Raw genomic sequence first — 20225 nt, 5'->3', positions numbered from 1 at the left:
GCATGGGGAGCGGAAGCGGCCGCGCTACTCCTCGATCACCTCGATTGCCATCTCCGGGCAGTTGGATTTCGCAAGCCAGGCCTTGTCCTCGAGCCCCGGCGGGACGGTGCCGTCGCCGGCTTCGTGCGCGTTGCCATACTCGTCGAGCTCGAAAAGTTCGGGCGCGAGTGCCTTGCAGCGGGCATGGCCCTGACACTTCTCCGGATCGACGTGAACCTTCAGTCGCTCTGACATTGCGGCTTCCTTGGTCGTGTGCGCAGGACCCGAAGGGCGGCGCGTTTCCTCATCTGGGATTGTTCTAAGTTATATCCTATTACATTCGCGGCGGACTTCCCCTGTCAAGCGCAAACTTATAGGCTTCGCCACAACATGCGTTCACAACTCGCTCGCAAGCCCGAGAAGACCTATCACCATGGCGATCTCCGCGACGCGTTGATCAAGGCCGCATTGCGCGAAGCGGAGCGGGACGGCGCCGAGGCGATCAGCATCAAGGCGCTTGCCAAGCAGCTCGGTGTTTCGCAGCCGGCGCCGTACCGGCATTTCGCCGACCGCGAGGCACTGCTCGCGGCGGTCACGGCGGAGGCATTCCGGCAACTCTCAGCGCTTCTGAGCGAGGCGATGGAGAAGCCGTCGAAGCAGTCGAAGCTCTCGCGACTCGCCCAGGCGACGCTCGATTTCGGTCTGCGCCGCAACGGCATCTACCGCTTGATGTTCGCTTCGCGCACCGTGTCCTGCGCCGCCAAGGGCAGCGAGTTGCACGAGGCGACGCGCGAAACCTTTGCGCTCGTGATCGAAGCCCTGGAGGCCCCGGCGGTCGGCTACTTGCGCGAGCGGCAGGCGCTCAAGATCTGGGCCGCGCTGCACGGGGTGGTGATGCTGGCCGAGCAGGGCCTGTTCACCGGCGAGGCGGCGCATGCCACGCGCGAGGAATTGGTCGAGGACTTCGTGAACGAGACGAAGGCTGCGCTTGCGGTCGCGATCAAGGATGCGCGACGTCAGAAGAAGACCCGCGCTTAGGCCTTCGCCTTCAAAAGCTGCATCAGCTTCTCGACGGCGCTGTCCGGCGTGGTTACGACGGGACGGCCGGTGGCCTCTGCGACAAGCGGCGCGGTCGCGGCAATGCTGAACTGCGCCAGCGCAATGACGTCGCAATCGCGCAAATCGCGAGATGCTTCCGTGATCAGCCGGTCGTGCATGGCACGGTCGCCGCGGTCGAGGGCGGCCAGCGCGCCCTCGGCAAGCTTCGGTACGACCTCGACGGCGGTGGGAAACTCGGGCGGCATCGAGGCCAGGGTCGGCGGGAAGGTCGAGAGCAGGCCGATGCGCTTCCCCATGGTCACCGCCCGTTCGATCATGGCCTCGTTCGGCTTCAGCACCGGCATCGACGCGTGCGCCCGCGCGACGGCTTCGATGCAGGGGCCGAACGCGGAACAAGTGAACAAAATTCCATCCGCTCCCGTCGCCGCTGCGTAATCGCCCAGCACGAGGAAGCGCTCGGTCATGGCATCGGTGAGCGCGCCGTCGCGAGCCAAATCCGCAGACAGGCTGTCGTCGAGCAGGTTCATCAGCCGTGCCTCAGGCCACGCCGTCGCGAACGCCGCCTCGATCGGCGCGATGGAGTGCTTGAGGGCGTGGATGAGGGCGATGCGAGGCGGCGTCGTCATGAGGGAGACGTCAGTTCTTCACCTTCGGCTCGATCGGCGTCGTGCCGCGCAGGCCCAGGATATCCTCCAACACCTTCGCGCCGGCGATCACCTGTGCGTCGGCACGCGGTGCGCCGACGACCTGCACGCCGATCGGCAGGCCCGATGCCGTGAAGCCGCACGGCAGCGAGAGCGACGGGCAGCAGGCGAGCGTGATGGCGTAAACGATGCCGAGCCATTCGACGTAATTGTCGAACCTCTTGCCGGCGCATTCTGCGACATAGCGGTGTTCGATCGGAAAGGGCGGCACGATCGTGGTCGGCACCAGCAGGAGATCGTAGCTCTTGAAGAACTCGACTGCCCGCGCGGTCATGCCGACGCGCTGCGCCTCGGCGCGCGCGAGCTGCTCGACCGTGAGCTTGAGACCTTCCTCGATGTTCCAGATCACCTCGGGCTTGAGCAGGTCGCGCTTGGTGTGCAACAGGTTGGCCTTGGTGATCGCGAAGTCGAACGCGCGCAGCACGTGGAAGCATTCATGCGCCTCGCGCCAGTCCGGATGCGCCTCCTCCACGATGGCCCCGGCCTCCGCGAAACGTTCGGCGGCCTTGCGCGTGATCGCCTTTACTTCGGGATCGACCGGCGTAATGCCGAGATCGGGTGAATAGGCGATGCGCTTCGGTTTCTTGCCCGTCTGTGCCGCCGACAGGAACGAGGTTGCAGGTGCGGGCAGCGACAGCGGATCGTCCGCATAGTCGCCGCTCATGGCATCCAGCAGCAGCGCAAGATCCTCGACGTTGCGCGCCATCGGGCCGACCACGCCGAGATTGCGATCGATGCCCGACTTGGGCGTGTGCGCGACGCGGCCGATGCTGGGGCGCATGCCGACGACGCCGCAGAACGCCGCGGGGCTGCGCAGGCTGCCGCCCATGTCCGAGCCCTGGGCGAGCCAGGCCATGCCGGTTGCGAGCGCCACGGCCGCGCCGCCGGAAGAGCCTGCCGCCGATTTCGTCGTATCCCAGGGATTGAGCGTTGCGCCGAACACCTCGTTGAAAGTATTGGCCCCAGCGCCGAATTCCGGCGTGTTCGACTTGGCGTAGACGACCGCGCCGTTGGCCTCGAGGTTCTCGACCATGAGGTCGGACTTCGCGGGGATGTTGTCCTTGAAGATTGGCGAGCCCTGCGTGTTCAACACGCCCGCAACGTCGGTCAGATCCTTGATGGGGACCGGCAAGCCGGCGAGCAGCCCGCGCGCGCCGGCCGGCTTCCGCATCAGCGCCTTGGCGCTATCCCGTGCCCGCTCGAAGCAGAGTGTCGGCAGCGCGTTGACCTTGCCGTCGACCTCACCGATGCGTTTCTCCAGCACATCCAGAAGCTCGAGCGGCGAGACATCGCCCGACCGCAGCTTGTCGACCACGGCGCATGCGGTTTCGCGGATCAGGTCTTGAGACAATTGTTTTACTCCTATGCCCATTCTTGGTTTCGTCATTGCGAGCGCAGCGAAGCAATCCAGACTCCCACCGCGGATGCATTCCTGGATTGCTTCGCCGCGCTCGCAATGACGAGGATCGAATTAACCCCATCCCGCGCTGATGCCGCCGTCCACTGTGTAGATCACGCCGGACGTATAGCCGGAGCGATCCGATGCCAGGAACGCCATGAGATCACCGATCTCGCGTGCGTGCGCAGGCCTGCCGAGCGGCAGGCTCTTCTGGAATTCCTTGTAGCGGCTCTCGTCGCCGAACTGGTGCTTTGCGCGCGTCTTGAGCAGGGTGACGTGGCGATCAGTGCCGACGGGACCGGGATTGATGCCGACCACGCGGATGTTGTCGGCGAGACTCTTGCCGCCGAGCGCGCGCGTAAACGCCATCAACGCGGCATTGCCGGCGCTGCCGCAGATGTAGTTGGCGTCGAATTTTTCGCCGGCCGCGCCGATGTCGTTGACGATGACGCCCCCGCCCTTCGCTTTCATCTGCGCGTAGACGTGCCGCGTCAGGTTGACGTAGCCGAACACTTTCAATTCCCACGCGTGGCGCCAGCTCGCCTCGTCGATTTTGTCGATCGAGCCGCCGGGGATGTCGCCGGCATTGTTGACGAGCACGTCGATGTCGGCGGCTTCTTTCGCCAGCCGTGCCACGTCCTCTTCCTTGCGCAGATCGACGATGCTCGTTGCGGCGTCGATCTGGTGGGCGGAGCGCAGGCGGTCGGCCAGCGCCTTCAGCGCCTCGCCGCTGCGGGCGGCGAGCAGGAGATGCGCGCCTTCCTCGGCAAACGCCTCGGCAGCAGCTGCGCCAATGCCCTTCGACGCGCCGGTGATCAGGACGCGCTTGCCGCGCAGATGCAGATCCATAGGGTACTCGCAGGATGGGAACAGGATAAAATCAGTAGGCGCTCGGCCGCGCCATGGTCAACATTGCAGTGCAGCGTTGCACCGTCCGCGACTTTGGTTCATTGCAGTGCGGTCAAAACGCGGCGGCTGCCGGACCAACGAAGGACGTTCTCGATGAGCAAGAAACAATACCGGATCGCGGTCATTCCCGGCGACGGCATCGGCAAGGAGGTCATGCCGGAGGGTCTGCGCGTTCTGGAGGCGGCGGCGAAGAAGCACGGCGTCTCCGTGCATTTCGACCATTTCGACTTCTCGTCCTGGGACTATTACGAGAAGCACGGCCAGATGATGCCTGACGACTGGAAGGAAAAGATCGGCAAGCACGATGCGATCTATTTCGGTGCGGTCGGCTGGCCGGCCAAGATCCCGGATCACGTCTCGCTGTGGGGCTCGCTGATCAAATTCCGCCGCGAGTTCGACCAGTATGTGAACCTGCGCCCGGTGCGGCTGATGCCCGGGGTGCCGTCGCCGCTGGCGGGCCGCAAGCCTGGCGACATCGATTTCTGGGTGGTGCGCGAGAACACGGAAGGTGAGTATTCCTCGGTCGGCGGGCGCATGTTCCCGGATACCGACCGCGAGTTCGTGACCCAGCAGACGGTGATGACCCGCACCGGCGTCGACCGCATCCTGAAATTCGCCTTCGAGCTCGCCCAGTCGCGGCCGAAGAAGCATCTGACCTCGGCGACCAAGTCCAACGGCATCTCCATCACCATGCCCTATTGGGACGAGCGCGTGGAGGCGATGGCCAAGAGGTTTCCAGGCGTGAAGTGGGACAAGTACCACATCGATATCCTGACCGCGAATTTCGTGCTGCATCCGGATTGGTTCGACGTCGTCGTCGGCTCCAATCTGTTCGGCGACATCCTTTCCGATCTCGGCCCGGCCTGTACCGGCACGATCGGCATCGCTCCATCAGGCAACATCAATCCCGCGGGAGATTTCCCGTCGGTGTTCGAGCCGGTCCACGGCTCGGCGCCCGACATTGCAGGGCAGGGCATCGCCAACCCGATCGGCATGATCTGGTCGGGCGCAATGATGTTCGAGCATCTCGGCGAGAAGGAAGCAGGCAGATCGATCGTCGAGGCGATCGAGCGCACGCTGGCCGAACGTACGCTGCGCACGAAGGATCTCGGCGGCAATGCCGACACCACAGCCTGCGGCAAGGCGGTTGCGGACATGGTGGATTGAGGCGGGGGACCTGCGTAGGGTGGGTTCGCTGAAGGTGTAACCCACCGCTATTCATATCCGCAGAAACAGAAGAGGTGGGTTACGCCGAGCCGATGCGCTTTGCGCATCCGCTCAGCTAACCCACCCTACACGTACGACTTCCTCATCGGATCGAAGATCGGCGGGTAGTCGTTCTCGTCGAGCAGGTCGAGAAACGGATCGAGCCCCCTGGACTTGATGAGCCCGAGCTCCTGATGCGAGATCAGGTTCACGGTCAGGATCTCCACGGGATCGCCCGCGATCTGCAGCGCCGCTGCGATGCGCTGGTCGGGGCCGATGATCGGCGTGAGGAACAGAAAGGTCTGGAAGTCCGTTCCTGCAACCGGCGGCCGCGGCAGCGCGACGCGATGGCCGAAGCCGAATCAGGTCGTGTCGATGAACGGCAGGTTGGCCAGCCAGCGCAGATTGGCGCAAACCTCCTCCGTCGGTTCGCGGACATACCACATCAGTTCGGCACGCGGCTTTGCGTCCCCAAGCACTCCCGGCATCCGTTGCTGGCTCATGCCGTTGGTCAGGAGCACGTAGCCTTCGTCAGATCCCTCCTGGCACGCCGGTACGAAATCGCGGCCAAAGGCGTGGATGTCGATGCGGCGCTCCGCGCTGTCCGTGAAACTGCAATCGGGTTCGTCCAGCTCGCTCTCATAGATGGCGAGCCGTTGCCGGTAGAGGTCGGCAGCGTGTGACGGCTGACTTGTGCCGGATATGAGCTTTGCGAGACGGGAGAGCATGTGAACCTCGGGGGCGGATGAGGACCGGCACATCCGCGTTGTCGCAAGACGACGCGGGCCGGTTCAAATCCGCTCCGCGGGCCGCGGCGACTTTTCGCTGTCGTCCAGCCTCACACGCGCGATTGTCCATGAGGTCAGAACGAAGCGGAGCGATGCTCTTCGTTCCCGATCAACTCACGGTCTTCTCGATCGCCGCCTGATCCAGCCCGAACTTCTTCCCGGCCTCAAGAATCTCCTGCCAGGTGGTCGGATCGACCGGAATGCCTTCGGCGAGGCGCTTCTTCTTGGTCTCGCGCTCGGGTTCGCCGGCGATCCTCACCTTATCGACCCCGGGGCCAGGCGGCGAGGCAGTGTGCCAGGCGACGAAACTTTCGACTTCACGTGTGAGGTTCTCGCCGGTGCCGAGCTTGTTCGGATCGATGACGATCGAGAGCATGCCGTTGAGGACGTTGTGCTTGCCGTCGGACGGGCCCTTGACCGCCTGCCCGCCTGAAAGCGCACCGCCGAGGATTTCGCACACCAGCGCGAGCCCCGAGCCCTTATGCTCGCCGAACGGCAGGATCGCGCCGTGCGGCGGGATCACGGTGTAGCGCGGATTGACGGTGGGTTTGCCTTCATTGTCGATGATGGTGCCGGGCTCCAGGTCGATGCCCTTGTTGTGGGCGACGCGGGTCTTGCCTTGCGCGATCCTGCTGGTGGCGAAATCGAGCACGATCGGGTCCCTGCCTTCGCGCGGGATGCCGACGCAGAACGGGTTGGTGCCGTGGCGGGCATCGCTGCCGCCCCAGGGCGCCACGATCGGCCGCGAGATCACGTTGACGAAATGGATCGAGACCAGCCCATGGTCGATGCACTGCTCGGCCCAGTGACCGATGCGGCCGATGTGGTGCGCATTGGAAAGGCCGACGAGGCACACGCCATTGCGCTTGGCGCGCTCGGCGGCCAGCTCCATCGCTTCATGGCCGATCACCTGACCATAGCCCGTGAGGCCATCGAGGGTGAGAAGCGGACCGGTGTCGAGCACGATCTTGACGTGCTGGTTCACGGCGAGGCCGCCCGTCGTGACGCTCTGGACGTAGCGCGGGATCATGCCGACGCCGTGCGAGTCGTGGCCTTTGAGATTGGCCTCGACCAGATTGGTCGACACGAGCTCGGCTTCTCGGTCCGAGGAGCCGCCGGCCTTGACGATGGCGCGGACGACGTTGGTGAGCGCTTCGGCCTTGATGGTGCGATAGTCAGCCATTTGTTGTTGCTCTTATCCCTTCACGATTCGGCGGCAGTGCTCCCACGCCGCGCCGATCAGATTCTCGCTCGCCTCCGGCGTGCGGAAGGCCGAATGTGCCGACAGCGTCACGTTCGGCAGTTTTGTCAACGGATGATCGCCGGGGAGCGGCTCCGTATTGAAGACGTCGAGGCCGGCATGGCGGATGTGGCCCGACTTCAACGCGTCGATCATGGCGGCCTCGTCGACGATCGCAGCGCGGGCGGTGTTGACGAGGATGACACCACGTTTCATCGCGAAGATCTTGTCGCGCGTGATCATTCCGCGGGTTTCGTCATTGAGCAGCAGATGCAGTGACACGACGTCGCTCTTCGCCAGCACCGTATCGAGATCGGTGAATTCGACGCCAGGATAGCTCTTCGGCGAGCGATTCCAGGCGATCACCTTCATGCCTGAGCCGGTCGCGATGCGCGCGACCTCGGCGGCAATGCCGCCGAACCCGATCAGGCCGAGCGTCTTGCCGGTGAGCTGCATGCCGTCCTCGCGCAGCCAGTTGCCGGCGCGCATCTCGCGGTCCATCATCGCGACGACGCGGGCCGAGGCCCACATCAGCGCGATCGCGCATTCGGCCACTGCCGTGTCGCCGTAGCCCTTGATCAGATGCACGGAAATGCCGAGCTCGGCGAGCTCCTCCGGGTTCATGTAGCTGCGCGCGCCGGTGCCGAGGAACACGACGTGCTTCAGCCCCGTGCATTTCCTCGCTACTTCGGTGGGAAGCGCGGTGTGGTCGACGATCGCGATCTCGGCGCCGTCGAGGATTTCAGGATATTGCTCCGGCCTGATATCGGGATCCCTGTGGATCCGCACCTTTGGATCGCCGGGCTTCTCCAGCCGCTCCATGATCACGGCGAGGGCTTCATTGGCGTCGACGAAAACTCCGCGCATGGCTTCTTCTCCAGTCAGGATGCGACGCCGGCGATCGCCAGCACGGTGTGCATGAGCACGTTGGTGCCCGCGGCGCAGTCCGCTTGCGTCGCGTCCTCCAGCTCGTTGTGGCTGATGCCGTCCTTGCAGGGCACGAAGACCATCGCTGCAGGCATGACGGTGTTGAGATTGCAGGCATCGTGGCCGGCGCCGGAGGTGATGCGGCGGGAGGAATAGCCGAGCGTCTTCGCCGCGTTTTCGACCGCCGCGATCAGCTTCGGATCGAAATGCGTCGGCGGCTTGCGCCAGACCAGATCAATCTTGACCTCGACCTTGCGGCGCGCGGCGATCTCGGCAATGGCCGCACGAAGGTCGCGATCGAGCGCATCCATGATGGCGCCGTCTGCGCTGCGGCAGTCCATGGTGAAGGCGATCTCGCCGGGAATGACGTTGCGCGAGGGATTTGCGATGACGGCCTCGCCGATGGTGCCGACCGCGTTGGGCCCGTGCTTCTTGGCAATCGCTTCCATCGCCAACACGATCTCCGACAGTGTCGCCAGCGCATCGCGTCGCAGCGGCATCGGCGTCGAACCCGCATGGCTTTCGAAGCCGGAAATCTTGCCGTCGTACCACAATACGCCCTGACCGGAATCGACGACGCCGATGGTCTTGCCTTCTGCTTCCAGGATCGGCCCCTGTTCGATGTGCAGCTCGACGAAGCAGCCGAGCTTCTGGAAGCCGACCGGCTTGTCGCCGCGATAGCCGATGCCATCGAGCGCCTGGCCCACTGTCATGCCTTCGGCGTCCTTGCGCGACAGAATGTCGTCGGTGGTGAAGTCGCCGACATAGGCGGCGGACGCCATCATCGCAGGCGCGAAGCGCGAGCCTTCCTCGTTGGTCCAGTTGACGACGCAGATCGGCGCCTCGGTCTCGATGCCGGCATCGTTGAGCGTCCGGATCACTTCCAGTGCACCGAGCGTCCCCAGGATGCCGTCATACTTGCCGCCGGTCGGCTGGGTATCGAGATGCGAGCCGATGCCGACGGGCGGCTTCGACATGTCGCGGCCCTTGCGCAGGCCGAACATGGAGCCGAGCGCGTCGATGTGGACTTCCAATCCGGCGTCTTCGCAAGCCTTGCGGAACCAGTCGCGCACCTGCTTGTCTTCCGCGCTCAGCGTCAGCCGCCTTACGCCGCCCTTGGCCGTCGCGCCGAACTTTGCGGTCTCGTGGATGGAGCCCCAGAGACGGGCTGAATCGATTTGCAGATTGGTGGCGGCTCGGCTCATGTGTGTCTTCCATTTGTCGCTGTCATTCCGGGGCGCCCGAAGGGCGAACCCGGAATCTCGAGATTCCGGGTTCTCGCTGTGCGAGCCCCGGAATGACGGTAGAAAGCCCGGCGCTTTTTCAATGACGCGCCTGCGCGGGCGCGTCAACCGCGAGGCTGCTCTGCGCAATCTGCCGTGCAAGCTCGGCGACGCGCTCCACCGCGACAACGTCGGGTGAGGCGAGCCAGCTCGCGGTGAAGGTCAGCGGCGCGATTGCAAGATCGGTGTCGAGCAGTTGCAGCCGCCCGTCGGCAAGCTCGCTCTCGACGATGGCGTCGGGGATGACGGCAATACCGAGTCCCTCGACCGCCATGTGGATGACGGTCGCGAGCGAAGCGGAGGCATGCAGGCGGATAGGCGGCAGCTCCGGCCGGTCGAACACCTCGCGCACGACCTCGTAAGGCTTGGTCTTGCGCGGGAAGGTGATGATCGGAAACCGGGCGAGGTCCGCCGGCGTCACCGGGCCCTTGCCGAGTCCCAGCGAGGGGCTTGCGAGGAAGCCGATCGGATAATCGGCGAGCACGCGGTTGTGCACGCCGGAGGCGGATAGCGGTCCGACCACGAAAGCAAGCTCGATCTCCTGCGCGAGCAGGCGTGCGGTGAGGTTCGGCGTAATGTCGACTTCGATCTCCAGCGAGAGGTTCGGATAGACCTCGTTCACGCTCTTCACGAGCCGCGGCAGCCATGTGTGCACGATGGTTTCGGCGACACCGAGGCGCATCACGCCGCGCATCGCTGAGCGGTCGCCGATCTCCGCCAACATCGCGGCCCGCAGACCGATCAGCTTCTCGGCATAGACCATCATCTGCCGGCCGCTCGGTGTAGGAGAGGCGATGCGATGATCGCGATTCAGGAGCTTGACTCCCATCTCGCGCTCGAGCTGCGCGATACGCTGGGAGATCGCGGGCTGGGTCGTGTTGAGCCGTTGGGCGGCGCCACGGAAGCTGCCGAGCTTCACAACCCACAGGAACGTCTCGATCGATCTGAAGTCCAGCATTGAGAGGATTCTCCCAATCGATAAATCAGATTTATCGATATTGATTAGAAACGACGATTAGACTTTATAGCACGCTTGGTGTTGGCTTGTCTTTGTCGAGTTTATAGGCAGGTCGATCACATGACTGTTTTGGTGGCAGCGCAGCAAACTGAAACAACCGACTCCCTTCCGAGCCGCAAGGCCCGGCTCGCCTATCGCGAGGGGTTGGTCGCCTCCACCGCCGGCGTCGCTCCGGGCTTTGTCCAGGGCAATCTGGCGATTCTGCCTGCCGAATATGCCAGCGCCTTCCACCGCTTCTGCCAACTCAACCCGAAGCCGTGCCCGATCATCGGCATGTCCGATGTCGGCAGTCCGCACATCCCCTCGCTCGGCGCCGATCTCGACATCCGCACCGACGTGCCGCGCTATCGCGTCTGGCGCGATGGCGAAGTCGTGGACGAGCCGACCGACGTGACGAAGTACTGGCGCGACGATCTCGTCACCTTCGTGCTCGGCTGTTCCTTCTCGTTCGAAGAGGCCCTGCTCGAAGAGGGCATGCCGATCCGCCACATCGAGAAGAACGTGCGCGTGCCGATGTATCGCACCAACATTCCTTGCGGCGAGGCCGGGCCGTTCGCCGGTCCCATGGTCGTGTCGATGCGCCCGTTCAAGCCGGCGGACGCAATTCGGGCGGTGCAGATCACCTCGCGCTATCCCGCCGTGCACGGCGCGCCCGTGCATCTCGGCCATCCGCATCTGATCGGCATCAAGGACATCGCCAAGCCCGACTATGGCGATCCGGTGCCGGTCGCCGACGACGAGATTCCGGTGTTTTGGGCCTGCGGGGTGACGCCGCAATCGGTGATCAATGCCGCAAAACTCCCGTTCGCCATCACGCATTCGCCCGGCCTCATGCTGGTGACGGATCTGAAGAACAGAAACATGGCCGTGATCTAGTGGGCAGCGTCTGCTGCTTCTTCAGGCTTTACCGCATCCATCAATCGCTTCATTCGATCAGCCGAAATTCAGTAACAGGGAACTTTGCCATGACGATCACTCGCCGCGACGTGTTGTTGGGAGCCACCGCCACTGCCGCTCTCGTGCCGCTGGCAGCGCGCGCACAGACCTCGGAAGTCGTGATCGGCGTGATCTATCCGTTCTCGGGCGGCAGCGCGCAGCAGGGCGTCGACGCGCAGAAGGCCTATGAGACTGCGCTCGAGGTCATAAACAAGAACACCGATTTCGACCTGCCGCTGGCGAAAGGCGAAGGCCTGCCGGGTCTCGGCGGCGCGAAGATCCGTCTCGTGTTCGCCGATCACCAGGCTGACCCGCAGAAGGGCCGCGCCGAGGCGGAGCGCCTGATCACGCAGGAGAAGGTCTGCGCCATCATCGGCACCTATCAGAGCGCCGTCGCCGTCACCGTCAGCCAGATCTGCGAACGCTATCAGGTCCCGTTCGTGTCCGCCGACAATTCATCGCCCAGCCTGCATCGCCGCGGCCTGAAATATTACTTCCGCGCCGCTCCGCATGATGAGATGTACTCGGCCGCGATGTTCAACTTCTTCGATGCCATGAAGAAAAAGGGCACCAAGATCGAGACGCTGTCTCTGTTCCATGAGGACACCATTTTCGGTACCGACTCCGGCAACGCCCAGACCAAGATCGCCGGCGAGCGCGGCTACAAGATCGTCACCGACATCAAGTACCGCGCCAACTCGCCCTCGCTCTCGGCCGAGGTGCAGCAGCTCAAGACCGCCAATGCCGACGTGCTGATGCCGTCGAGCTACACCACCGACGGCATCCTCCTGGTCAAGACCATGGCCGAGCTCGGCTACAAGCCGAACGCGATCGTGGCGCAGGACGCCGGCTTCTCCGAGAAGGCACTCTATGATGCCGTCGGCGACAAGCTCGAAGGCGTGATCTCGCGCGGCACCTTCTCGCTCGACCTCGCGCAGAAGCGCCCGATGGTCGGCAAGATCAACGACATGTTCAAGACGAAGTCGGGCAAGGATTTCAACGATCTCACCTCGCGCCAGTTCATGGGCCTGATCATCCTCGCCGACGCCATCAACCGCGCCAAGTCGACCGACGGCGAGAAGATCCGGGACGCGCTGGCGGCGACCGACATCCCGGGCGATCAAACCATCATGCCCTGGAAGCGCGTCAAGTTCGACGAGATGGGCCAGAACAACGACGCCGACCCGGTGCTGCTGCAATATGTCGGCGGCAAGTTCGTCACCATCTTCCCGCCGCAGGCCGCGATCGCCGAGGCGATCTGGCCGATGAAGTAAGGCGCTGCGGAAGCAGGGGAGCACATCGCGATCGTCGCGCGAGCCTCGTCATTGCGAGGGGCGAAGCGACGAAGCAATCCAGACTGTCTCCGTGGTGGGATGCTGGATTGCTTCGCTTTGCTCGCAATGACGAAGCAAACGGTGACTTTTCGAACGGGGGACGAGAGTTGACAGCCCAAGCCATTATCCAGAGTCTCGCGAGCGGCCTTCTCATGGGCCTGCTCTACGGACTGATCGCGGTCGGCCTCGCGCTGATCTTCGGCCTGATGGACGTCACGAACTTCGCCCATGGCGAGTTCCTGATGCTCGCGATGTACCTGTCCTTCTTTCTGTTCGCGTTCTTCGCCATCGACCCCTTGCTGTCGGCGCCATTGGTCGCCGCGGCGCTCTTCGTTTTCGGAGCGGTGATCTACCTGCTCATTGTCCGCTTCGCGATGCGGGCCAAGGCCAATGCCGGCATGGTGCAAATCTTCACCACGTTCGGTCTCGCCATCGTAATGCGTGGCCTCGCGCAGTTCTTCTTCACCCCGGATTACCGCAGCATTCCGCAGTCCTGGCTCGGCGGCAAAACCATCTCCTTTGCCGGCATCTTCCTGCCGGAGCCGCAGCTGGTCGGCGCCCTGGTCTCGGTGCTCGCCTTCGCTGGCCTCTACTTCTTCATCCACCGCACCGATTTCGGCCGCGCGATCGAAGCCACCCGCGAAGATCCCGGTGCGGTGGCCCTCGTCGGCATCGACAAGAATCGCGTGTTCGCGTTCGGCTGGGGCCTCGGCGCCGCGCTGGTCGGTCTCGCCGGCGCCATCATGGCGGTGTTCTTCTACATCTACCCGGACGTCGGCGCGTCCTTCGCGCTGATCGCCTATGTCACGGTGGCGCTGGGCGGTTTCGGCAGCGTGTTCGGCGCTTTCGCCGGTGGCATCATCGTCGGCCTCGTCGAGGCGATCACGGCGCTGGTGCTGCCGCCCTCGCTGAAATCCGTCGGCATCTACGCCGTCTATCTGCTCGTCGTCTTCATCCGGCCGCGCGGCCTGTTCGGATCGATGTGATGGACAAGAATTTTGCCGCGCGGCGTCGCCGCGACCTCATCATCGCCGCGGTGCTCGCGGGGCTCGCGGCGCTGGCGCCGCTGTTCGTCAAGGACGTCTACGTCCAGAACATCCTGATCCTGACCCTGATGTACGCGGCGCTGTCGCAGAGCTGGAACATCCTGTCCGGCTATTGCGGACAGATATCGCTCGGACACGCGCTCTATTTCGGCATAGGCGCCTACACCACGGAGCTGCTGTTCACCAAGTTCGGCGTGCTGCCCTGGTTCGGCATGCTGGCCGGCGGCGCGATCGCCGCGATCATCGCCATGGGACTCGGCTATCCCTTCTTCCGCCTGCGCGGCCATTACTTCGTGATCGCGACCATCGTCATCGCCGAGATCGGACTGCTCCTGTTCCAGAACTGGGAGTGGGCGGGAGCGGCGATGGGCATCACCATTCCGATCCGGGGCGACAGCTGGTTGAAATTCCAGTTTCTGCGCACCAAGCTGCCGTACTTCTATTTCGCACTGGGGCTGTGCTGCCTCGCCTGGTTCGTCACCTGGTGGCTGGAAGATTCCAAATGGGGCTTCTGGTGGCGCGCAGTGAAGGACAATCCGGAAGCGGCCGAGAGTCTTGGCGTCGTCGTGTTCAATTCCAAGATGGGCGCCGCTGCCGTCTCCGCTTTCCTGGTCGCCATCGGCGGTGCCTTCTATGCGCAGTTCCTGGCCTATATCGATCCTGAAAGCGTCATGGGCTTCCAGTTCTCGCTGCTGATGGCGCTGCCGGCCGTGCTCGGCGGCATCGGCACTCTCTGGGGGCCGGTGTTAGGGGCCGCCATCCTGATTCCGATGACGGAGCTGACGCGCTCCTATATCGGCGGCTCCGGGCGCGGCGTCGATCTCATCGTCTACGGCACGCTGATCGTGCTCATCTCGCTGGCTTTGCCGCAAGGCCTGGTGAGCCTGTTCTCCCGTTCGAAAGCAAAGGGAGCCACGCGATGACCGCGCTCCTTGAAACCCGCGGCGTCTGGCAGCGCTTTGGCGGCCTCATCGCCAACAGCGACGTCTCGATCTCGGTCGGCCGCGGCGAGATCGTCGGCCTGATCGGCCCGAACGGCGCCGGCAAGTCGACGCTGTTCAATCTGATCGCGGGCGTGCTGCCGCCGACGCAAGGCTCGATCTGGTTTGACGGCGAGGACGTCACCCGCATGCCGGCGGCCGAGCGTTGTCAGCGCGGGATCGGCCGGACCTTCCAGGTGGTCAAGAGCTTCGAGACCATGACGGTGATCGATAACGTGATCGTTGGAGCGCTCGTGCGCAACACCGTGATGCGCGAGGCGCGCCGCAAGGCGCATGAGGTGCTGGAGTTCACCGGCCTTGCCGCGCGCGCCGACGTGCTCGCGAGCGATCTTGTGCCCGCCGAGAAGCGTCGGCTCGAGGTTGCCCGTGCGCTTGCGACAGAACCGAAGCTGCTGCTGCTCGACGAAGTCCTCACCGGCCTGACCCCGACCGAGGCGCAGACCGGCGTGGCGCTGGTGCGCAAGGTGCGCGATGCCGGCATCACCGTCTTGATGGTCGAGCATGTCATGGAGATCGTGATGCCGTTGGTCGACCGTGCCATCGTGCTCGACCTCGGCAAGGTTCTGGTAGAGGGCAAGCCTTTCGACGTCGTCCGCGATCCCAAGGTGATCAAGGCATATCTGGGAGATCGTCATGCTGTCGGTGCGTGAAGTCACGACCGCCTATCAGGGCCTTGTCGCGATCTCCGCGGTCTCGATCGAGGTTCAGAAGGGCGAGATCGTCTGCGTCGCCGGGGCCAACGGCGCGGGCAAGTCGACGCTGCTGAAATCCATCGCGGGCGCCGAACGTCCGCGCTCGGGCACTGTGACGTTCGACGGCAAGCGCCTCGACGGCATGGCACAGCATCACATCACCGCCACCGGCATTGCCTATGTGCCGGAGAACCGCCGCCTGTTTCCGCGCCTGTCGGTGCGCGACAATCTTCGTCTCGGCAGTTATCTCTACCGTGGCGAAGCCAACCGCGAAGAGCCGCTCGATCTCGTCTTCACGCTGTTTCCGCGTCTGTCCGAACGCCTGGAGCAACGTGCCGAAACGCTCTCCGGCGGTGAGCAGCAGATGCTCGCGATAGGCCGCGCGCTAATGACACGCCCGCGGCTTCTGATGCTGGACGAGCCCTCGCAGGGTATCATGCCGAAGCTCGTGGACGAGATCTTCCAGGCCGTGAAGCGCATCCGCGATGCCGGCATGACCGTGCTGATCGTCGAGCAGCGCATGGCCGAATGCCTCGAGATCGCCGACCGCGCCTACATCCTGCAAACCGGCCGCGTGCTGATGCAGGGCGCAGCAAGCGAGATCAAGGGCAACCCCGACGTGCGGAAGGCGTATCTGGGGCTGTAGCCATAACCGTCATTGCGAGGAGCGAAGCGACGAAGCAATCCAGAACCCCTCCGCGGAAAGACTCTGGATTGCTTCGCTGCGCTCGCAATGACGAAGATAGACCCGGGCTCAATGCCCGTGCACATGCTCGGGCAGCGTCACCCCGAACACCTTCACCAGATCCGTCACCTGCTCCGGCGAGAGATACCGCGGGTTCATCCCGCGCAGCAGCAGGTACAGCTTCGCCGTCTCCTCCAGCTCCTCCGTTGCGAACACCGCGGCCTCCAGCGTGTCGCCGGCGACGACCGGGCCGTGATTGGCCAGCAGCACGGATGAATATTTCCCCGCCAGTCCCTTGATCGCATCCGCGACCGCGGGATCGCCGGGCGTGTAATAGGGCACGAGGGCGGTGGCGCCGCATTTCATCAGGTAATAGGCCGTCATCGGCGGCAGCGCGGCGCGCGGGTCGATCTCGGGCAGCATCGATAGCGCGACCGAATGGGTGGAGTGTAGATGCACGATTGCGCGTGCGCTGCCACGCGTGTCGTAGAGCGCGGTGTGCAGCGGAACTTCCTTGGTCGGTGCATCGCCTGACACCAGCCGGCCCTGATCGTCCAGCCGCGACAGCTTTGCGGGATCGAGGAAGCCGAGCGAGGCATTGGTCGGCGTCACCAGCCAGCCGCCGCCGTCCAGCCGGACGCTGATATTGCCGGAGGAGCCCGGCGTCAGCCCGCGCTCGAACAGGGACCGTCCGAAGCGGCAGATGTCCTCACGCAGCAATGTCTCGTTGCTCATGGCCGTCATGTCTGCTTGTCTCACGCTTTGGCAGCGCGGCCAAGCCGTGTTATTCGAGGTGACGAGCTGCCGCAAAGGCGGGCCATCCGGGAAACGTTCGCAAGGGTCAGTTGCATGTCCTCCACGTCACAAAATCAGCGCATCGCCGTCGTCGGCCTCGGCTCGATGGGATATGGCATGGCGACGTCGCTGAAGCGCGCCGGCCATGCCGTCACGGGCTGCGATGTCTCGGCGGACGCGGTGACCCGTTTCGTGAAGGAAGGCGGTGCGGGGGCCAAGACGCCGGCCGAGGCGGCCAAGGACGCCGACATCGTCGTCAGCGTCGTCGTCAATGCCGCGCAGACGGAGGCGATCCTGTTCGGCAGGGATGGTGCCGCCGAGACCATGCCGAAGGGCAGCGTCTTCGTATCCTCGGCCACCATGGACCCAGACGTGGCGCGCCGCCTGGCCAAGCAGCTGGAGGAGACCGGGAGGCATTATCTGGACGCACCGATCTCCGGCGGCGCACAGCGCGCCGCGCAAGGCGAGCTGACGATCCTCGCATCCGGCAGCGCCGCCGCCTTCGCCAAAGCGCGCCCCGCGCTCGATGCCATGGCCGCCAAGCTCTACGAACTCGGCGATGCCGCAGGGCAGGGCGCTGCGTTCAAGATGATCAACCAGCTGCTCGCCGGTGTGCACATCGCCGCCGCCAGCGAAGCCATGGCTTTCGCCGCCAGGCAGGGCCTCGACATCCGCAAGGTCTATGAGGTGATCACGGCCTCCGCCGGCAATTCCTGGATGTTCGAGAACCGCATGCCGCACGTGCTCGACGGCGATTACACGCCGCGCAGCGCCGTCGAGATCTTCGTCAAGGACCTCGGCATCATCCAGGACATGGCGCGCAGTGCCCGGTTCCCGGTGCCGGTCTCCGCCGCCGCGCTCCAGATGTTCCTGATGACGTCAGCCGCGGGCATGGGCCGCGACGACGATGCTTCGGTGGCGCGAATGTATGCGCAGGTCACCGGCGTCAAGCTGCCCGGCGACAAGTCAAACTGAGAGGACTCCAATGCCCCGCTTCGCCGCCAACCTCTCGATGATGTTCACCGAGGTGCCGTTCCTCGATCGCTTCGATGCCGCCGCGCAAGCGGGCTTCACCGCCGTCGAGTTTCTCTTTCCCTATGAGCACCCGGCAGAAGCGATCGGCGAGCGGCTCAAGCGCAACGGCCTGACCCAGGCGCTGTTCAACCTGCCTCCGGGCGACTGGAATGCTGGTGAAAAGGGCTTTGCGGCGCTGCCGGCACGATTCGACGATCTCAAGGCGAGCCTGGAGACGGCGCTGCCCTACGCCAAGGCCACCGGCGTCAAGCGCCTGCATTTGATGGCGGGCATCGCCAACCGCGGCGAACGAGTCGCGATCGAGGCGTTCTACAAATCGGTGGCCTGGGCCGCGGAATTTTTCGCACCCCACGGCATCGACATCGTGATCGAGCCGATCAATGCGCGCAACGTGCCCGGCTACTTCCTCAACGATTTCGGCTTTGCGCGCAACCTGGTCCAGGAGCTGCGGCTTGCGAACCTGAAGCTTCAGTTCGACATCTATCACTGCCAGATCATCCATGGCGACGTCACCATGCGGCTGCGCGAGATGATGCCGATCATCGGCCACATTCAGATCGCCAGCATCCCCTCGCGCAACGAGCCCGACGGCGAGGAGCTGAACTATCCGTTCCTGTTCGAAGAGCTCGATCGGCTCGGCTATGACGGCTTCGTCGGTTGCGAATACAACCCGCGCGGCAAGACCACCGACGGTCTCGCCTGGTTCAAGCCTTACGCTGGGGTGAAGTCGTGACACTTGCGTTGGGCTGCATCGCCGACGACTACACCGGCGCCTCCGATCTCGCCAACACGCTGACGCGCGCGGGCCTGCGCACCGTGCAGACCATCGGCGTGCCCGCCGACGATCTCGCGCTGCCCGAGGTCGATGCCGTCGTGGTGTCGCTGAAGAGCCGCTCGATCGAAGCCGGCCTTGCGGTGTCGCGCTCGCGTGCGGCGGAGAAATGGTTGCGCGGTCGCGGCGCGGGCCACGTGTTGTTCAAGATCTGCTCGACCTTCGATTCCACTGCTTCCGGCAATATCGGCCCGGTGATGGACGCGTTGCGGGCCGATTGCGGCCAAGCTGTCGTGCTGGTGACGCCGGCCTTCCCGGAAACGGGTCGCACCGTCTACCAGGGCAACCTCTTCGTCGGTGCCGTGCCGCTCAACGAGAGCCCGCTGAAGGACCATCCGCTCAACCCGATGCACGATTCGAACCTGGTGCGCGTGCTGGCGCGCCAGAGCAGGACACAGATCGGCCTCGTCGATCTCGCCACAGTCACGCGCGGCGCGGAGGCCGTGCGGACGCGATTGGCCGAGCTCGCGGGCAAGGGCATCGGCGCCGCGATCATCGACGCTGTGTTCGACCGTGACCTCGAGACCATCGGTCTCGTTGCCGCCGAACATCGGCTGTCAGTCGGCGCCTCCGGCATCGGCCTCGGGCTCGCGCGCGCGCTGGCGTCGACCGGAAAGGTCAAGGCAACGGCAACCAGTGATGCAGGCGCGCCGGTCGGCGGGCCGGCGGCATGCCTTGCCGGGAGCTGCTCGCAGGCGACGCTTCAGCAGATCGCCAACGCCGAACGCATCATGCCGGTTCTTCATCTCGATCCGGACCGTATCATTACGGGGGACGGCGAAGCACAGCGCGCGATGGACTGGGCGAGGCCGCGGCTTGCGGAAGGTCCGGTGCTGATCGCATCGAGCTCGACACCGGATCAGGTCGCCGCGCTGCAGGCGCGCCACGGTCGCGACGCCGCCGGTCACGCCATCGAGCAGGCCATGGCCGATATTGCAGAAGGCCTCGTAAAATCAGGCGTGCGGCGACTGATCGTTGCCGGCGGCGAGACGTCCGGAGCCGTTGTCGATCGGTTGAAGATTCCCGGATTTCTCGTGGGAGTGGAAATTGCCGCGGGCGTTCCGGTGCTGCGCGCGGTCGGCGCCGAAAACGACATGCTTCTCGCTCTGAAGTCCGGAAATTTCGGCGGATCAGAGTTTTTCTCCGACGCACTTGGGCTCATGCGCTGAGTGCAGAGCACTCTTGGCTCCTCATTCATTTTTGACGGCTTGGGGCTCAGAGCCGCACATGGGCTCCGGGCTTGTAGTCGAGCGGGCCACCTTCCAATTTCCGATAGGCCGGTAAGAATGCGGAGCATTGCTCCGCAATTCCTCCGTAGGAGTGCGGAGTATGGCTAATGGTTTCATCATAGGTCGCG

21 protein-coding genes and 1 pseudogene are annotated in these 20225 nt (G+C 64.4%); 11 read left to right on the top strand and 11 right to left on the bottom strand.

Annotated features, from left to right (window positions below; genetic code table 11):
- Window positions 1-24 precede the first annotated feature (24 nt).
- Window positions 25-234, bottom strand: a complete 210-nt coding sequence (locus ACYCVF_RS35060; RefSeq protein WP_459604658.1) for a ferredoxin — start codon at window positions 232-234, stop codon at window positions 25-27.
- Window positions 235-369: 135 nt separating this feature from the next.
- Between ACYCVF_RS35060 and ACYCVF_RS35055 the strand changes: the two genes are divergently transcribed.
- Window positions 370-1017: a TetR/AcrR family transcriptional regulator gene (locus ACYCVF_RS35055; protein ID WP_459604657.1), complete on the top strand. Its 648-nt coding sequence runs from the start codon at window positions 370-372 to the stop codon at window positions 1015-1017.
- On the opposite strand, the gene ACYCVF_RS35050 is transcribed toward ACYCVF_RS35055, so the two are convergent.
- The 3 genes from ACYCVF_RS35050 to ACYCVF_RS35040 all read right to left on the bottom strand — a co-directional run bounded on the left by ACYCVF_RS35050 (window position 1014) and on the right by ACYCVF_RS35040 (window position 3990).
- Window positions 1014-1664 (bottom strand): aspartate/glutamate racemase family protein, encoded by a 651-nt coding sequence (locus tag ACYCVF_RS35050; protein ID WP_459604656.1) that lies wholly within the window; start codon window positions 1662-1664, stop codon window positions 1014-1016. The two genes, ACYCVF_RS35055 and ACYCVF_RS35050, sit on opposite strands and share 4 nt — an antisense overlap.
- 10 nt (window positions 1665-1674) lie before the next feature.
- A complete protein-coding gene (locus ACYCVF_RS35045; protein WP_459604655.1) occupies window positions 1675-3093 on the bottom strand; it encodes an amidase in 1419 nt (472 codons plus the stop codon).
- Between the two features lie 120 nt (window positions 3094-3213).
- Window positions 3214-3990 carry an SDR family oxidoreductase gene (locus tag ACYCVF_RS35040; RefSeq protein WP_459604654.1) on the bottom strand — a complete coding sequence of 259 codons (777 nt, stop codon included), beginning with the start codon at window positions 3988-3990 and terminating at the stop codon, window positions 3214-3216.
- A 153-nt stretch (window positions 3991-4143) separates the two neighbouring features.
- Here ACYCVF_RS35040 and ACYCVF_RS35035 point away from each other — a divergent pair, with 153 nt between their 5' ends.
- Window positions 4144-5217 (top strand): tartrate dehydrogenase, encoded by a 1074-nt coding sequence (locus ACYCVF_RS35035; protein WP_459604653.1) that lies wholly within the window; start codon window positions 4144-4146, stop codon window positions 5215-5217.
- 125 nt (window positions 5218-5342) lie between these two features.
- On the opposite strand, the pseudogene ACYCVF_RS35030 reads toward ACYCVF_RS35035, so the two are convergent.
- From ACYCVF_RS35030 to ACYCVF_RS35005, 6 genes and pseudogenes are all read right to left on the bottom strand, one after another.
- Window positions 5343-5606: pseudogene (locus tag ACYCVF_RS35030) on the bottom strand (suppressor of fused domain protein); the annotation flags it as partial.
- 12 nt (window positions 5607-5618) lie between these two features.
- Window positions 5619-5984 carry a hypothetical protein gene (locus ACYCVF_RS35025; RefSeq protein WP_459604652.1) on the bottom strand — a complete coding sequence of 122 codons (366 nt, stop codon included), beginning with the start codon at window positions 5982-5984 and terminating at the stop codon, window positions 5619-5621.
- Between the two features lie 169 nt (window positions 5985-6153).
- On the bottom strand, window positions 6154-7227 hold the full coding sequence (locus ACYCVF_RS35020; RefSeq protein ID WP_459604651.1) for a malate/lactate/ureidoglycolate dehydrogenase: 1074 nt from the start codon (window positions 7225-7227) through the stop codon (window positions 6154-6156).
- Window positions 7228-7239: 12 nt separating this feature from the next.
- Complete coding sequence (locus tag ACYCVF_RS35015; RefSeq protein ID WP_459604650.1) at window positions 7240-8151, bottom strand: NAD(P)-dependent oxidoreductase; 912 nt, start codon at window positions 8149-8151, stop codon at window positions 7240-7242.
- Window positions 8152-8165: 14 nt separating this feature from the next.
- Window positions 8166-9416: an allantoate amidohydrolase gene (locus ACYCVF_RS35010; protein ID WP_459604649.1), complete on the bottom strand. Its 1251-nt coding sequence runs from the start codon at window positions 9414-9416 to the stop codon at window positions 8166-8168.
- Window positions 9417-9534: 118 nt separating this feature from the next.
- Window positions 9535-10452, bottom strand: coding sequence for a LysR family transcriptional regulator (locus ACYCVF_RS35005; RefSeq protein ID WP_459604648.1), 918 nt, complete (start codon window positions 10450-10452; stop codon window positions 9535-9537).
- Between the two features lie 120 nt (window positions 10453-10572).
- On the opposite strand from ACYCVF_RS35005, the gene ACYCVF_RS35000 reads away from it, so the two are divergent.
- The 6 genes from ACYCVF_RS35000 (at window position 10573) to ACYCVF_RS34975 (ending at window position 16167) form a co-directional block, all read left to right on the top strand.
- The gene (locus ACYCVF_RS35000; RefSeq protein ID WP_459604647.1) at window positions 10573-11388 is read left to right on the top strand and encodes a putative hydro-lyase; all 816 of its coding nucleotides are present in this window, start codon (window positions 10573-10575) and stop codon (window positions 11386-11388) included.
- 89 nt (window positions 11389-11477) lie between these two features.
- Window positions 11478-12722, top strand: a complete 1245-nt coding sequence (locus ACYCVF_RS34995; protein ID WP_459604646.1) for an ABC transporter substrate-binding protein — start codon at window positions 11478-11480, stop codon at window positions 12720-12722.
- 167 nt (window positions 12723-12889) lie between these two features.
- Window positions 12890-13768, top strand: coding sequence for a branched-chain amino acid ABC transporter permease (locus ACYCVF_RS34990; protein ID WP_459604645.1), 879 nt, complete (start codon window positions 12890-12892; stop codon window positions 13766-13768).
- A complete protein-coding gene (locus ACYCVF_RS34985) occupies window positions 13768-14751 on the top strand; it encodes a branched-chain amino acid ABC transporter permease (protein WP_459604644.1) in 984 nt (327 codons plus the stop codon). Before ACYCVF_RS34990 ends, ACYCVF_RS34985 begins: the two co-directional genes overlap by 1 nt.
- A complete protein-coding gene (locus tag ACYCVF_RS34980) occupies window positions 14748-15479 on the top strand; it encodes an ABC transporter ATP-binding protein (protein ID WP_459604643.1) in 732 nt (243 codons plus the stop codon). The genes ACYCVF_RS34985 and ACYCVF_RS34980 overlap by 4 nt, the downstream gene beginning before the upstream one ends.
- Window positions 15463-16167 carry an ABC transporter ATP-binding protein gene (locus tag ACYCVF_RS34975; protein ID WP_459604642.1) on the top strand — a complete coding sequence of 235 codons (705 nt, stop codon included), beginning with the start codon at window positions 15463-15465 and terminating at the stop codon, window positions 16165-16167. Before ACYCVF_RS34980 ends, ACYCVF_RS34975 begins: the two co-directional genes overlap by 17 nt.
- Window positions 16168-16275: 108 nt before the next feature.
- On the opposite strand, the gene otnC is transcribed toward ACYCVF_RS34975, so the two are convergent.
- Complete coding sequence (gene otnC, locus ACYCVF_RS34970; protein ID WP_459604641.1) at window positions 16276-16950, bottom strand: 3-oxo-tetronate 4-phosphate decarboxylase; 675 nt, start codon at window positions 16948-16950, stop codon at window positions 16276-16278.
- A 75-nt stretch (window positions 16951-17025) separates the two neighbouring features.
- Here otnC and ltnD point away from each other — a divergent pair, with 75 nt between their 5' ends.
- Genes ltnD through otnK form a run of 3 tightly spaced genes read left to right on the top strand, consistent with a single transcriptional unit; the run spans window position 17026 to window position 20037 of the window.
- Window positions 17026-17976, top strand: a complete 951-nt coding sequence (ltnD, locus tag ACYCVF_RS34965; RefSeq protein WP_459604708.1) for an L-threonate dehydrogenase — start codon at window positions 17026-17028, stop codon at window positions 17974-17976.
- 10 nt (window positions 17977-17986) lie between these two features.
- Window positions 17987-18769, top strand: a complete 783-nt coding sequence (gene otnI / locus ACYCVF_RS34960; RefSeq protein WP_459604640.1) for a 2-oxo-tetronate isomerase — start codon at window positions 17987-17989, stop codon at window positions 18767-18769.
- Window positions 18766-20037: a 3-oxo-tetronate kinase gene (otnK, locus tag ACYCVF_RS34955; RefSeq protein ID WP_459604639.1), complete on the top strand. Its 1272-nt coding sequence runs from the start codon at window positions 18766-18768 to the stop codon at window positions 20035-20037. The genes otnI and otnK overlap by 4 nt, the downstream gene beginning before the upstream one ends.
- The last annotated feature ends 188 nt before the right edge of the window (window positions 20038-20225 follow it).

The sequence above is a fragment of the Bradyrhizobium cedriense genome, from assembly GCF_054602315.1.
Note: the sequence above shows the minus strand (reverse complement) of the source record. Positions and strands in the feature narration are given on the sequence as shown.

Excerpts from the sequence above, each read along its gene's own strand:
- ACYCVF_RS35060 (WP_459604658.1), bottom strand. The coding sequence starts at position 234 with ATGTCAGAGCGACTGAAGGTTCACGTCGATCCGGAGAAGTGTCAGGGC.
- ACYCVF_RS35055 (WP_459604657.1), top strand. The coding sequence starts at position 370 with ATGCGTTCACAACTCGCTCGCAAGCCCGAGAAGACCTATCACCATGGC.
- ACYCVF_RS35050 (WP_459604656.1), bottom strand. The coding sequence starts at position 1,664 with ATGACGACGCCGCCTCGCATCGCCCTCATCCACGCCCTCAAGCACTCC.
- ACYCVF_RS35040 (WP_459604654.1), bottom strand. The coding sequence starts at position 3,990 with ATGGATCTGCATCTGCGCGGCAAGCGCGTCCTGATCACCGGCGCGTCG.
- ACYCVF_RS35035 (WP_459604653.1), top strand. The coding sequence starts at position 4,144 with ATGAGCAAGAAACAATACCGGATCGCGGTCATTCCCGGCGACGGCATC.
- ACYCVF_RS35025 (WP_459604652.1), bottom strand. The coding sequence starts at position 5,984 with ATGCTCTCCCGTCTCGCAAAGCTCATATCCGGCACAAGTCAGCCGTCA.
- ACYCVF_RS35020 (WP_459604651.1), bottom strand. The coding sequence starts at position 7,227 with ATGGCTGACTATCGCACCATCAAGGCCGAAGCGCTCACCAACGTCGTC.
- ACYCVF_RS35015 (WP_459604650.1), bottom strand. The coding sequence starts at position 8,151 with ATGCGCGGAGTTTTCGTCGACGCCAATGAAGCCCTCGCCGTGATCATG.
- ACYCVF_RS35010 (WP_459604649.1), bottom strand. The coding sequence starts at position 9,416 with ATGAGCCGAGCCGCCACCAATCTGCAAATCGATTCAGCCCGTCTCTGG.
- ACYCVF_RS35005 (WP_459604648.1), bottom strand. The coding sequence starts at position 10,452 with ATGCTGGACTTCAGATCGATCGAGACGTTCCTGTGGGTTGTGAAGCTC.
- ACYCVF_RS35000 (WP_459604647.1), top strand. The coding sequence starts at position 10,573 with ATGACTGTTTTGGTGGCAGCGCAGCAAACTGAAACAACCGACTCCCTT.
- ACYCVF_RS34995 (WP_459604646.1), top strand. The coding sequence starts at position 11,478 with ATGACGATCACTCGCCGCGACGTGTTGTTGGGAGCCACCGCCACTGCC.
- ACYCVF_RS34985 (WP_459604644.1), top strand. The coding sequence starts at position 13,768 with ATGGACAAGAATTTTGCCGCGCGGCGTCGCCGCGACCTCATCATCGCC.
- ACYCVF_RS34980 (WP_459604643.1), top strand. The coding sequence starts at position 14,748 with ATGACCGCGCTCCTTGAAACCCGCGGCGTCTGGCAGCGCTTTGGCGGC.
- ACYCVF_RS34975 (WP_459604642.1), top strand. The coding sequence starts at position 15,463 with ATGCTGTCGGTGCGTGAAGTCACGACCGCCTATCAGGGCCTTGTCGCG.
- otnC (WP_459604641.1), bottom strand. The coding sequence starts at position 16,950 with ATGACGGCCATGAGCAACGAGACATTGCTGCGTGAGGACATCTGCCGC.
- otnI (WP_459604640.1), top strand. The coding sequence starts at position 17,987 with ATGCCCCGCTTCGCCGCCAACCTCTCGATGATGTTCACCGAGGTGCCG.